This window comes from Streptomyces sp. ActVer (assembly GCF_027270795.1).
Lineage (GTDB): Bacteria > Actinomycetota > Actinomycetes > Streptomycetales > Streptomycetaceae > Streptomyces > Streptomyces umbrinus_A.
In genome coordinates, this window is sequence record NZ_JAPWHT010000313.1 from 1 (window position 1) to 12420 (window position 12420).

The window sequence follows — 12420 nt, forward strand, 5'->3', positions numbered from 1 at the left end:
TGATGTGCCGGGCCGGGCCGTCCAGCAGGAACGCGAGGCCGAGCGCGAAGGCGAGCGCGGCGCCCCGCAGCGCGAGGAGGCCGAGCCACGGGTCGGGGGCGCCGGACAGCATGCGCGGGATGCCGGCCAGCAGCAGCCCGGTGGCCCCGCCGGCCGCGAGCGCGCGCCAGGGCAGCGTGCGCAGTACGGGAGTGAGCAGGGCGCGTGTCATGACCGTCACTCCTCGCACGAGTCACCGTCCGACTCCGCGCCGTCCGCCGGCTTGTCCGCGGCCGGTACTCCCAGGAGTTCGGCCACCCGCGCCGTCGACGTCTTGGGCGAGGTGAGCTCCGTCCACTTGGCCTTCACCTTGCCGGCGACGCCGTAGCGGGGCTTCTTGAGCAGTTCCACCACGATCCGGGTCTGTTCGGCGCTCATGCTCATGGATTCCGTGGGGGACAGGACGATGGCGGAGCCCGAGACGCTGTCGTCGAGGCGGACGTTGCGGAGCGCGGTCATCGGGTCGGACTCTCCGCCCAGCGCCAGCCACATGATCGTCACCATGCGGGCGTCGCACACCTCGCTGCCCGCCTTCTCGTTCCCCGCCACCAGCACGGACGCGACGGCGGCGGCGAACTCGGGGACACGGTTGCCGCCCCAGGAGGTGCCGACGGTCACCTGGCCGGGCGTGGTGGCCGGGGAGATCGTGGTGTCGGACGTCAGCCCGTAGGTGGCGTCGATGCGCTGCCGTACGGTCAGCCGCTCGCCCCCGGCGCTGCCGCCCGCGAGGTTCTGGACCCGGTCGACGACCTCGGCCCAGTCGGCGGTGCGGCCGGTCCACTCGGGGAAGGCGCAGTACGTGGACCGGCCGTGCTTCAGACACGACTGGACCTTCTCCGGAGCGTTGGTCGCCCGGTCGCGGGCCGGTGTCGACCCGGCCGGAGTGCCCGCGGACTGGCCGACCACGCCCACCACGGTCAGCGCGACCGACCCCGCTATCGCCGCCTTGACGACCGTCGTGCGCCCACCGCTGACCAGCACCGCGAGGACGGCCAGGGACAGGCCGAGCCCGACGAGGTACAGGGCGTGCCAGGCGGCCGGGCGCTCCAGCAGGTCGGAGGGGAAGGAGGTGACACCGCTCTCGGTGACGACCGGACCCAGCCAGCTCGTCCAGGCGGTGCCGGACGGGCTCGCCACGAAGAGCAGGGCGAAGAGCAGGAGGACCAGGAGGAGCGGTGCGGCGAAGACCGAGCGGACCAGGCGGGCGACGAGGACACCGAACACGCCGAACAGCAGGACCGTCAGCGGGCCCACGGCGAGTTCGGCGGGCGAACCGTGCCCGACCGCGCCGGGCTTGAGCGCGGCCCAGGTGAACTGGACGCCGACACACACCGCCGTGAACAGCACCGCCGGGACGACGGACAGCACGTGGGCGACCGTGCGCCGCCACGGCTCGACCACCAGCACGTCGAAGTGGCGGTCCGTGTCGCACCGGCGGGAGCGCAGGACCGCGCGGTTGACGCCCAGCATGACGGCCAGCCCGACGAGCACCGGCATGCCCTGCGTGTCCCGGTCGACGTCCTGGAGCACCGGGTAGTCGCCCTGGCGCTGCGTGACCTGCCACACGATCCAGGCGATGTACAGGGCCGCGACGCCGAGGAAGGAGACGGTCATGCGCAGCTCGCGCGCCTCGAAGCGGGCGAGGGCGAACACGGGTGCCCAGGAGCGTGACGGGTGCGCGGGCTCGACGGCCCGGGCGGGTGTCTCGAGAACGGTGCTCATGCGGCCGCCACCTCCGAGGCCTCTCCGTCGAGGGTGAGCAAGTAGCCGTCCTCCAGGGTCGGTTCGACGAGGTCGGCGCCCTCGGGGGGCTCGCCGACGTTGCGGAAGGAGCCCGTACCGGTGCGCCATCCGGCCCACGCGCCCGGGTCGCGTTCGGTGCTGCTCCACACCCGGCCCGCCGCCCGTGCGGTCAGTTCGGCCGGGGTGCCGTCGAAGCGGACGCGGCCGCGGACCATGACGATCACGCGGTGGCAGAGCATCGCGACGTCCTCGGTCTGGTGGGTGGAGAGCAGCACGGTCCGCCCCTCTCCCGCCCGGGCGATCAACTCCCGGAAGCGCATGCGCTGTTCGGGGTCGAGGCCGACGGTCGGCTCGTCGAGGACCAGGAAACCGGGGTCGCCGACGAGGGCGGCGGCCAGCGCGACCCGCTGGCGCATCCCGCCGGAGAGCCTCTTGATGCGCTTGCCCCGTACGTCGGACAGCGCGACGTCGTCCAGGACCCGCCGCACCTCGCGGTGCCGGGCGGTGCGGTCCGTCAGCTCCTTGAGGATCGCCACGTAGTCGACGAACTCGAAGGCCGTGAAGTCCGGGTGGAAGCCGGGCGCCTGCGGCAGATAGCCCAGCGCGCGCCGCACCTCCTGCCGTCCGGCGGTCGTGCCCGGGTCGTTGCCGAGCACCGTGAACGCCCCCTTGTCCGGGGGCACGGCGGTGGCCAGGACCCTCAACAGGGTCGTCTTTCCCGCCCCGTTGGGACCGAGCAGCCCGGTGACGCCCTCGCCGAGCCGCACCGACACGTCGTCGAGCGCGGCCGTTCCGCCGTAGCGGAGGGTCAGCCCGGAGGCGGACACCGTCGGCGTCGTAGGAAGGTCAGACATGCGTGACTCCTGTGGAAGAGAGCGAAGGCGGGTGGAGGGGGAGGTGGCGGCCGGGATGCGGCACCGGCGCCGGAGGGAGGGCGGTGACCCTCACTCGCCGCCCCCGTCGTAAGAAGAGGAAGAGGAGGAACTGCGGTTGCCGGAACTCTTCGGGAGCAGGACGGCGATGAAGTGGAGGACTCGCAGGACGACCGAAGCGGTCATCAGCAGCCCGGCCTTGAGCAGCTTGAGCCTCCTGCGCGTGGCGTCGGACATCACGCGGCACCTCCGTCCGTGTAGCCCGCGAACGGTGTGTGCGCGGAGGTCGAGTCGAATCGGTCGCGGCCGAGGTAGAAGAGCCCGGCGGCGAGTGCGGCGACCGCGGCCGCGATGCCCTGCCCCGCCGCGGTGTAGGGCGCGAGGGTCTCCTCGGTCGTCCGCTGCGCGACCAGCAGCAGGGCGACCCACGTTCCGCCGACCAGGCCGGGCGCGAGGACCGGGCCGAGCCGGGGCGTCAGCGCGAGCCCCGTCGCGGTGAGCGCGAGCGCGGGCAGCAGCCAGGCCAGGGCCCGCAGTCCGTACGAGGGAAGCGCGAGGGTCGCGAGGCCGTTCAGGGCGAGCGCGACGGCCAGCACGGGAACCGTGCGGATCAGCAGCAGCCGGAACCCGTGCGTCGGCGACACCACGGCCATCTCGTACGTCGGGTCGAGCACCGGCCCGTACGACAGCGCGACCCCGGCGAGGGGCAGCAGCGGGGCGAGGGCGAGGAACATCGCCGGGGACTCGGGCGTCCGGGCGGCGTTGGCGGCGATCACCGTGATGACCAGTACGGCGACGACCGCGCCCAGCCACGACCGGCGCAGCACCGGCGTCGCGGCGAGCAGCCGGGCGGTGTGGTCGGCCACGCCCATCCGGACGAGCAGCGACTCCATGAACCCCGGTCGCGGTACGTCCAGTTCGGCGTCGAGGCGCTCCCATCCCGCGTCCAGGGCGACCGGGTCGCTCACCTCGGCGAGCTGTGCCCGGCAGCGCGCGCAGGCGAGGAGGTGGGTGTCGGCCGACCAGAGCATCGGCGCCGCCAACTCGCCCCGTGCGTACGCCCGGAGGTCGTCCTCCGCGACGTGCCAGGTCATACCGTTCGTGCTGTCCATGCCGTCCGCGTCGCTCGTGCCGTCCGCGTTCGTGTCGTTCGTGTCGCTGCTCATGCCAACTCCTCCCGCAGCTGCTTGCGGGCCCTGAGGGCCCGTGTCTTGACCGTCCCCGGCGGGATGCCGAGCAGGACGGCCGCCTCCCTGGTGGTCAGCCCGTCGATGACCGTGGCCTGGAGGACCGCCCGCAACTCCGGCGACAGCCGGACCAGGGCACCCGCGAGGTCCCCGTGCTCCACCCCCGCGAGCACGCGCTCCTCCGCGGACGCCTCGTCCCGGTGCCGCAGCCGCGAGAGCGCCTGCCGCAGCCGGCCCCTGGCGCCGTCGCCGCGCAGCGCGTCGATCAGCCGCCGCGAGCCGATGCGCCACAGCCATCCGGCAGCGTCCGAGCTGGCACCCTCCTCGCGGTAGCGGGCACTGCCGCGCCAGACCGCGAGGAACGTCTCCTGTACGACGTCGTCGACGATCCCCGCGTCCGCGCACCGTCCGCGCAGCCGTGCTCCGAGCCACGGCGCGTACCGCCGGTACAGCTCTTCGAAGGCGCGCCGGTCACCGTCCGCCGCGATGGCCCGCAGCAGATCCCCGTCGCTTCTCGTTTCCCTCACACCCCCTCATCGCACGAGCCCCACAGATCGGTTCACGCTTCCGCGAGAAGTTTCCGGAACCCGGCATTCACCTTGACAGGCCCCCGACCATCCACCACCCTTTCACTACTCAATTAGTGAAAGGGTGGTGGTCGGTTGTGGTCGAGTACCGCATCGACCGGCGCAGCGGTGTCGCCACGTACGTCCAGATCGTCCAGCAGACCAAGCAGGCCCTGCGTCTTGGCGTCCTCGAACCGGGCGACAAGCTCCCCACGGCCCGTGAGGTCGTGGAGGCCACCGCGATCAATCCGAACACCGTCCTGAAGGCCTACCGCGAGCTGGAGCGCGAGGGCCTGGTCGAGGCCAGACGCGGCCTCGGCACGTTCGTACGGCGCTCGCTGGGCGCCACTCCCGCCGACCACACGGCCCTGCGTTCGAAGCTGACCGCCTGGCTGGACGAGGCACGCAAGGAAGGCCTGGAGCGCGAGGACATCAGCGCGCTCTTCGCCTCCGCACTGGACGAGAAATGCCCTGAGGGGGAGCGATGAACAGGGTCGGGGAAGGGACCGCGCTGACAGCGGTCGGGCTGGGCAAGCGGTATCGGCGCCGACGCGGCCATGTGCTGCGGGACTGCTCCTTCCGGCTGCCGGCCGGGCGGATCTGCGCCCTGGTCGGCCCGAACGGCGCGGGCAAGTCGACCCTCCTGCAACTGGCGGCCGGTCTGATACGCCCCACCGAGGGCACCCTGACCGTCCTCGGCACCAGCCCCGCCGCGGCCCGCGAGCGCTTCGCGTACGTCGGCCAGGGCAAACCGCTGCCGCCCCAGCTCACGGTCGCCGCCACGCTCCGCCTCGGCGCCGAGCTGAACCGCGCCCGCTGGGACCGGCCGGCCGCGGAACGCATCGCGTACGGACACCCCACTGGGCAGGCCCGGGACGGCGCCCTCGACCCCACCGCGAGGATCCGCTCCCTCTCCGGCGGCCAGCGCACCCGCGTCGCCCTCGCCCTGGCCTTCGGCAAGCGGCCCGAACTGATGCTGCTGGACGAGCCGATGGCCGACCTGGACCCGCTGGCCCGGCGCGAACTCCTCGGTGCGCTGCTGGGCGAGGCCGCCGAGCACGGCACGACGATCGTGATGTCCTCGCACGTCGTCGCCGAGCTGGAGGGCGTCTGCGACCACCTGCTCCTCATGGGCGGCGGCCGGATCCGGCTAGGCGGCGACCCCGAAGAGCTGCTCGCGGCGCACACCCTGGTCACCGGCCCGGCGCGCGACCTCACCGGCCACACCGTCGTCGAGTCCCGCGACACGGGCCGGCAGCTCACCGCCCTGATCCGCCCGGACGGCCCACTGTCCGACGACTGGCAGACGGCAGCGCCCTCCCTGGAGGAGCTGCTCCTGGCCCATCTGCGCAACCCGAAGGCACCCGACCTGTTCACCGAGGACACCGAAGCGGGCGAGGAGAAGAGCGGGAGCGAGGCGGAAGCGGCCGAAGAGACCGAAGAGAGCGGCAAGCCCGGAGAGACCGGAGAAGACCAGGAGAACGAGGAGAACGCGCGCGCATGACGACTCTCCTCACCTCCACCGACACCTCCTCCAGCGCCTCCCCGGGCGTCGGCCGCGGCCTCGCCCTGTCCGTGCTGCGCCTGCACCGGTCGGCACTGTGGATCTGGCTGCTGCTCGTCGCGGCCCTCGCGGCGGCGATGCTCTGGGCGTACGGTCCGGGCTTCGAGGCCGCCGACACGGACTTCCGGGAGCGGTGCCGCAAGAGCGTGGAGGCCTGCCACTTCCCCGGCGGCCCCGCGTTCATCAGGTATGACACGGTCGTGTCGTACAGCACCCTCGCCGTCACGTACCTCCCCTTCCTCGTCGCCGCATGGGCGGGCGCGGCCCTCATCGCCCGTGAGTTGGAGACCGGCACCGCGCAGCTCGCCTGGACCCAGTCCGTCTCCCCCACCCGCTGGCTCGCCGCGAAACTCGCCGTGCCCGCGCTGCTCATCACCGCGGGCTCGGCCGTACTGGTCCCGCTGCACCGCCTGATGTGGAACCGCGGCGCGGAACTGCTCGGGGCGGACTGGTACGACGAGAACACCTTCCACGCGAACGGGACCGTCACGCTCGCGTACGCCCTGTGCGGTCTGGCCCTCGGCGCCCTGGCGGGCCTGGTCGTCGGCCGCGCGCTGCCCGCCCTGGGCTTTGCCTTCGCCGCCCTGCTGCCCGTGTTCTACCTGGGCAACGAGTACCGCGTGAGCCTGTGGCCCACGGTCACCGCCACCGATACCAAGATCCCGGGCCTGCCGTCGGAGGCTCTCGACCTCGAACGCGGCGTGATCACCACCGAGGGCACCCGCATCGGCAACAACCTGGCCTGCACCGATTCCGACGGCCCGGCCGACCTCAAGCGCTGCATGACCGACGCCGGTATCAGCGACTTCTGGACCACGTACCACCCGAAGTCCCACTTCTGGCCGCTCCAGCTCGCCGAGACCGGCGTCGTGCTGGCCGTCGCCGCCCTCGCGGTCACCGCCGCGTTCGTCCTGCTCCGCCGCCGTACCGCCACAGAAGGAGTCGCCGTATGAGTGCCTTCGCCGTGAAGGGGACAGCCGAGACCCCCGGAGTGCCGCCCGGCGGGCCGGTCAAGGGGCTGCCGTGGGCCGTGCTGCGGCTGCACCGCGCGGCGCTCGTGGTGTGGGGCGCCCTCATGCTGGCCGCCGTCGGCACGCTGGTGTGGGAGGTCGAGATCACCGCGGACTCCGTACGGGACCGGATTGCCGCGTGCGGACGGACCGGCGGCCTGTGCCGGATCCAGAACCTGACCGACTACAGCAGCACCATCGGCTGGGCCTCCACCCTCGTCTACTACAGCTTCTTCGCCGTGGCCGCGTTCACCGCCGGCGCTCTGATCGGGCGCGAGCTGGAGAACGGCACCGCGCAGCTCGCCTGGACGCAGTCCGTCTCGCCGACGCGGTGGCTGGCCGCCACGCTCGCCGTTCCGGCGGTGCTGCTGGTGGCCGGCGGCACGGTGTTCGTGTTCGTGTTCCGGTGGGCGTGGGCGGCCAACCGGGACCTGATGGGCGACGACTGGACCTTCAACGACGTGTTCGCCGCGCGGGGGCCCGCCCTGGTGGCGTACGGGTTGTGCGGGCTGGGCGTGGGCGCGCTCGCCGGGGTCGTGCTGCGGCGGTCGCTGCCCGCGCTGGGGATCGCCTGCGGGGTGATGTACCTGATCAACCACAACCTGGAGAAGTACCGCGAGGATCTCTGGCCTGCGGTTACGCCTGCCCCTGGCAAGGGGGTCGAGATGTCCGAGGACGTGTGGCAGATCGGGGACGGGACCGGTCGTTTTCACCCCCAGTCCCACTACTGGCCGATGCATCTGGTGGAGACCGGGATTGTTCTCGGGGTCGCCGTTCTTGCCACGGGAGGGGCATTCTGGGTGCTTCGGCGCCGTACGGGCTGAGCGGTTGGATGTCCGAGCCGGTCGTGTGTGGCTGGTCGCGCAGTTCCCCGCGCCCCTAAGGGGCGAAGCCCCTTCCACGGGGCGCGGCCCCTCAGAGCCGCCCCCCGCTATCCCGCACGTCATGTCGCCGTAACCGGTCATTCAGACGGGCTTGCGACGCTCAGGCAATGAACCCCGCCGCGCCCGAGCCCTCGCCTCCGCCGGAGCACGAGCCCTCGTCCGTGAGGGAGAACGGAAGCCCGCACATCCCCGCACAGCTCCCGCCCGCCCTCTCCGACGCGCCCGTTTCGGCCCCGGCGCGGAAGAATGGGTTCATGAGTCAGCCCAATGCCAGCGCACAGGTCCAGCACCCGCAGCCGTCCGTCGGCTCCATAGCCGCGCACCGCCCGCACACGGTGGCGGCGAACGTCTCCGACCTGGAGCCCGACCTCGACGCCGACCTCGACGCGTACGAGGACACGGTGCAGGACGGCGTCCAGCTTCCCCAGGGCAGGTTCCTCGACCGGGAGCGCAGCTGGCTCGCGTTCAACGAACGGGTCCTCGAACTCGCCGAGGATCCGAACACGCCGCTCCTCGAACGGGCGAATTTCCTGGCGATCTTCGCCAGCAACCTGGACGAGTTCTTCATGGTCCGCGTGGCCGGCCTGAAGCGCCGCATCCACACCGGCGTGGCCACCCGCTCCGCCTCGGGTCTGCAGCCCCGTGAGGTGCTGGAGATGATCTGGGCCCGCTCCCGCGAGCTCATGGCCCGGCACGCTGCCTGCTACCAGGAGGACGTGGCCCCCCAGCTCGCCGAGGAGGGCATCCACCTCGTCCGCTGGAGCGAGCTGACCGAGAAGGAGCAGGCCCGCCTCTTCACGCTCTTCCGCCACCAGATCTTCCCGGTGCTGACCCCGCTGGCGGTCGACCCCGCGCACCCCTTCCCGTACATCTCCGGCCTGTCGCTGAACCTGGCCGTGGTCGTACGGAACCCGGTCTCCGGCCACCGCCACTTCGCGCGCGTCAAGGTCCCGCCGCTGCTCTCCCGCTTCCTGGAGGCCTCCCCGGCCCGCTACGTCCCCATCGAGGACGTCATCGCGGCCCACCTGGAGGAGCTCTTCCCGGGCATGGAGGTGCTTGAGCACCACACGTTCCGCGTCACCCGGAACGAGGACCTGGAGGTCGAGGAGGACGACACCGAGAGCCTTCTCCAGGCCCTGGAGAAGGAACTCATGCGGCGCCGCCTCGGACCGCCGGTGCGCCTGGAGGTCGAGGAGTCCATCGACCGGTACGTACTCGACCTGCTGGTACGGGAGTTGAAGATCACCGAGGCCGAGGTGTACCCGCTGCCGGGCCCTCTGGACCTCACCGGTCTCTTCGGCATCGGCAAGCTCGACCGGCCCGAGCTGAAGTTCCCGAAGTTCATCGCGGGTACCCACCGCGACCTCGCGGAGGTCGAGTCGGCCTCGGCGCCGGACATCTTCGCGGCACTCAGGGAGCGGGACGTACTCCTCCACCACCCGTACGACTCCTTCTCCACCTCCGTCCAGGCCTTCCTGGAGCAGGCGGCCGAGGACCCGGACGTCCTCGCCATCAAGCAGACCCTGTACCGGACCTCCGGCGACTCCCCGATAGTCGACGCGCTCATCGAGGCCGCCGAGTCCGGCAAGCAGGTGCTGGTCCTGGTCGAGCTCAAGGCCCGCTTCGACGAGCAGGCCAACATCAAGTGGGCGAAGAAGCTGGAGGAGGCGGGCTGCCATGTGGTCTACGGCCTCGTCGGCCTCAAGACCCACTGCAAGCTGTCCCTCGTCGTGCGCCAGGAGGGCGAGACCCTCCGCCGCTACTGCCACGTCGGCACGGGCAACTACCACCCGAAGACCGCCCGGCTGTACGAGGACCTGGGACTTCTGACCGCGGACCCACAGGTCGGCGCGGACCTCTCGGACCTCTTCAACCGGCTCTCCGGCTACTCCCGCCGCGAGACCTACCGCCGGCTGCTCGTCGCGCCCAAGTCCCTGCGCGACGGCCTGATCGCCCGTATCAACAAGGAGGTCCAGCACCACCGTGCCGGACGTCCCGCCTACGTCCGCATCAAGGTCAACTCCATGGTGGACGAGGCACTCATCGACTCCCTCTACCGCGCGTCCGAGGCAGGCGTGCCGGTGGACGTGTGGGTGCGCGGAATCTGCGCCGTACGACCGGGAGTCCCGGGCCTGTCCGAGAACATACGCGTACGGTCCGTCCTCGGCCGCTTCCTCGAACACTCCCGGGTCTTCGGCTTCGGCAACGGAGGCGAGCCCGAGGTGTGGATCGGCAGCGCCGACATGATGCACCGCAACCTCGACCGCCGTATCGAAGCCCTGGTCAGGATCACCGACCCCGCTCACCGGGCAGCCCTCAACCGGCTGTTCGAGACCGGCATGTCCGACACCACTTCCTCTTGGCACCTCGGCCCCGACGGCGAATGGACCCGGCACGCGACCGACGCCGACGGCCAGCCGCTGCGCAACGTCCAGGAGATGCTCATAGACGCCCGGAGGCGCCGGCGTGGCACAGCAACACCTTGACCCCACGGCCGGACCCGTGGCCGGGGACACCCTGGCGGCCTACCTCCAGGCCCAGGCCACGGAGTTCCTCCGCGCGCTGCGCCAGCACCGCGAGACCGGCGGTGCGACGGCGACGAACGGGACGGAGGAGGCCGTGGACGCGGCGCGCGCCCTGCGCCGCTCGGCCCGCCGCATCAGCGGCACGCTGCACACGTTCCGGCCACTCCTCGACGAGGGCTGGTCGGAGGGCATGCGCCCCGAACTGGCCTGGCTGTCGGGGACGTTGGCCCGCGAGCACGCGTACGGGGCCCGGCTGGAACGCCTGTTGGCGGCCCTGCACCGCCTGTCGGGTTCGTCGGCGTTCCCGGCCCAGGCCTCGGATCCCGACGCTCATCCCGGCACGCATCCCGGCGCTCGCGCCCAACTCCCGTCGGAGAAAGGCGCCCTGACCGTCGGAGCGGCCAAGGCGGGCGCCCTTCTGGAGCGCCAGCTGACGCTGGCCCGGACGCGCGCCCACTCCGCCGCGCTGCAGGCGCTCGGCTCCTCCCGGTTCCACGCCGTCGCCGACAACGTCGCCGTCCTCGCCAGCGAGGTCCCGCTGACCTCGTCCGCGTCCGTCACCGGCCTCAAGCCCCTGGCCGCCGCCGCGGAGGAGCGCCTCGGCGACGCCGTGGCCGGGCTGCCCCTGATCACCGCGGGCCACCCCTACAACGCGGAGGCCCTCATCCACGGCCTCTCCGCCGACACGGCCCCGCAGCCCCAGGACGCCCCCTGGCACCAGGTCCGGCTCCTGCTGCGCCTGCACCGCTATGCGTGCGAGGTCCGGTTCGGCGACGAAGCCCCCGTGGACGTACGCCTGTTGACCGCGGGTCAGGCCCTGGACCGGCACCGCGACGCGGCCGAGGCCGCCGCCGCGGCGGCCTCCGCGGCCCGCACCCCGCGGATCGCCCCGGCGACGGCGTACGCGCTCGGCGTGCTGCACGCGGACCAGCGACACGAGGTGGAAGCGGCCAGGTTCGCGTTCCAGCGGGCCTGGCTGAGGGAGACGGTCGGCACTCCGTGACCCGCGGAGGCCCCGTACACGCGATGGGAGGCCCAGTGCACGCGACGAACGGAGACCCCGTGCTCGCGGCGGGCTGCGTACTGTGGCGCCACTCGCCGTTCGACGGCGAACTGGAGATCTGCCTGGTCCACAGGCCGAAGTACGACGACTGGTCGCATCCGAAGGGCAAGCTGAAACGCACCGAGGAAGCGCTCGCGGGCGCCGTGCGCGAGGTGGAGGAGGAGACCGGCTACCGGTGCGCCACCGGACCCCGGCTCACCACCCTCCACTACATGGCCAACGACCGCCCCAAGCAGGTCAGTTACTGGGCCGCCGAGGCGACGGAGGGCCACTTCGCCCCCAACCGGGAAGTCGACCGCATCCTCTGGCTGCCGCCGACGGGAGCGCGGCATCGGCTGACCCAGCCGCGCGACAAGGACCTGGTCGACGAGCTGCTCGCGGTGCTGCGGCACGCGTAGCGCTGCGCGGCGTGCACGTTTATGGCTGTGGGTCCGGTGGGGGGCTTGTCGCGCAGTTCCCCGCGCCCCTGAAAGCCAAAAGGCTGCGCAGTTCCCCGCGCCCCTGAAAGTGCGCCCCTGAAGAAGGTGGGGCTCTGGAAGAGGGGGCGCGGCTCAAGGGACGAAGGGGCACGCTCAAACCGGAGTTGTTGAGTGGGTCTCCGCGTCCGTGCGGGCCAGACTGCGGGCCCGCCTCGCCGGGCCTCTCCAGCCGCAGGTGCAGCGTGCCAGGCAGAAACGGCCTTGGTCGACCGTCGTCGTGTGATGTTCCGGAGGGTTGCTCTGCTCCTGATGCGCCACGGGAACAACGGTACCCACCGCGGGTGAACGCCACCCCAAGCCGGGTCCTCGCGTGACAACACCCTCCACCCGTCGTTAAGCGGAACGACAGGAGGCCCGCGCGAGGACGGCCCGGCTGGGGGTTGGCAGGCGATGGTGGAGCGGCAACTGAGACTGCGGGGCAATGCTGTCGCCCTGGCCGCCGCGACGGCGGGGCTGGTGGTCTGCGCCGCCGGCTGCTCGGGCCCCGG

General features: G+C 72.1%; 12 protein-coding genes and 1 pseudogene. 7 read left to right on the forward strand and 6 right to left on the reverse strand.

The features are described from left to right. The 6 genes and pseudogenes from O3Q52_RS36725 to O3Q52_RS36750 all read right to left on the reverse strand — a co-directional run. A pseudogene (locus O3Q52_RS36725) lies at window positions 1-211 on the reverse strand (ABC transporter); the annotation flags it as partial. A gap of 5 nt (window positions 212-216) precedes the next feature. Then, entirely contained in the window at window positions 217-1761 is a 1545-nt protein-coding gene (locus tag O3Q52_RS36730) for an ABC transporter permease (RefSeq protein ID WP_269652947.1), read from the reverse strand. Then, on the reverse strand, window positions 1758-2636 hold the full coding sequence (locus tag O3Q52_RS36735; RefSeq protein WP_269652948.1) for an ABC transporter ATP-binding protein: 879 nt from the start codon (window positions 2634-2636) through the stop codon (window positions 1758-1760). Before O3Q52_RS36735 ends, O3Q52_RS36730 begins: the two co-directional genes overlap by 4 nt. Window positions 2637-2726: 90 nt before the next feature. Further along, window positions 2727-2891 (reverse strand): hypothetical protein, encoded by a 165-nt coding sequence (locus tag O3Q52_RS36740; RefSeq protein WP_157881385.1) that lies wholly within the window; start codon window positions 2889-2891, stop codon window positions 2727-2729. After that, window positions 2891-3748, reverse strand: a complete 858-nt coding sequence (locus O3Q52_RS36745; protein WP_269652957.1) for a zf-HC2 domain-containing protein — start codon at window positions 3746-3748, stop codon at window positions 2891-2893. The genes O3Q52_RS36740 and O3Q52_RS36745 overlap by 1 nt, the downstream gene beginning before the upstream one ends. A 68-nt stretch (window positions 3749-3816) precedes the next feature. Then, on the reverse strand, window positions 3817-4368 hold the full coding sequence (locus tag O3Q52_RS36750) for an RNA polymerase sigma factor (RefSeq protein WP_269652949.1): 552 nt from the start codon (window positions 4366-4368) through the stop codon (window positions 3817-3819). Window positions 4369-4505: 137 nt separating this feature from the next. On the opposite strand from O3Q52_RS36750, the gene O3Q52_RS36755 reads away from it, so the two are divergent. From O3Q52_RS36755 to O3Q52_RS36785, 7 genes are all read left to right on the forward strand, one after another. Further along, window positions 4506-4895 carry a GntR family transcriptional regulator gene (locus O3Q52_RS36755; RefSeq protein WP_269652950.1) on the forward strand — a complete coding sequence of 130 codons (390 nt, stop codon included), beginning with the start codon at window positions 4506-4508 and terminating at the stop codon, window positions 4893-4895. Next, a complete protein-coding gene (locus tag O3Q52_RS36760; protein WP_269652951.1) occupies window positions 4892-5911 on the forward strand; it encodes an ABC transporter ATP-binding protein in 1020 nt (339 codons plus the stop codon). Before O3Q52_RS36755 ends, O3Q52_RS36760 begins: the two co-directional genes overlap by 4 nt. Continuing rightward, window positions 5908-6924 (forward strand): hypothetical protein, encoded by a 1017-nt coding sequence (locus O3Q52_RS36765; RefSeq protein WP_269652952.1) that lies wholly within the window; start codon window positions 5908-5910, stop codon window positions 6922-6924. The genes O3Q52_RS36760 and O3Q52_RS36765 overlap by 4 nt, the downstream gene beginning before the upstream one ends. After that, window positions 6921-7805: a hypothetical protein gene (locus tag O3Q52_RS36770; protein WP_269652953.1), complete on the forward strand. Its 885-nt coding sequence runs from the start codon at window positions 6921-6923 to the stop codon at window positions 7803-7805. The genes O3Q52_RS36765 and O3Q52_RS36770 overlap by 4 nt, the downstream gene beginning before the upstream one ends. A 314-nt stretch (window positions 7806-8119) precedes the next feature. Then, window positions 8120-10351 (forward strand): RNA degradosome polyphosphate kinase, encoded by a 2232-nt coding sequence (locus O3Q52_RS36775; RefSeq protein WP_269652954.1) that lies wholly within the window; start codon window positions 8120-8122, stop codon window positions 10349-10351. Next, window positions 10332-11393 carry a CHAD domain-containing protein gene (locus O3Q52_RS36780; protein ID WP_269652955.1) on the forward strand — a complete coding sequence of 354 codons (1062 nt, stop codon included), beginning with the start codon at window positions 10332-10334 and terminating at the stop codon, window positions 11391-11393. Before O3Q52_RS36775 ends, O3Q52_RS36780 begins: the two co-directional genes overlap by 20 nt. A gap of 35 nt (window positions 11394-11428) precedes the next feature. Further along, on the forward strand, window positions 11429-11851 hold the full coding sequence (locus O3Q52_RS36785) for an NUDIX hydrolase (RefSeq protein ID WP_269652956.1): 423 nt from the start codon (window positions 11429-11431) through the stop codon (window positions 11849-11851). Window positions 11852-12420 lie beyond the last annotated feature (569 nt).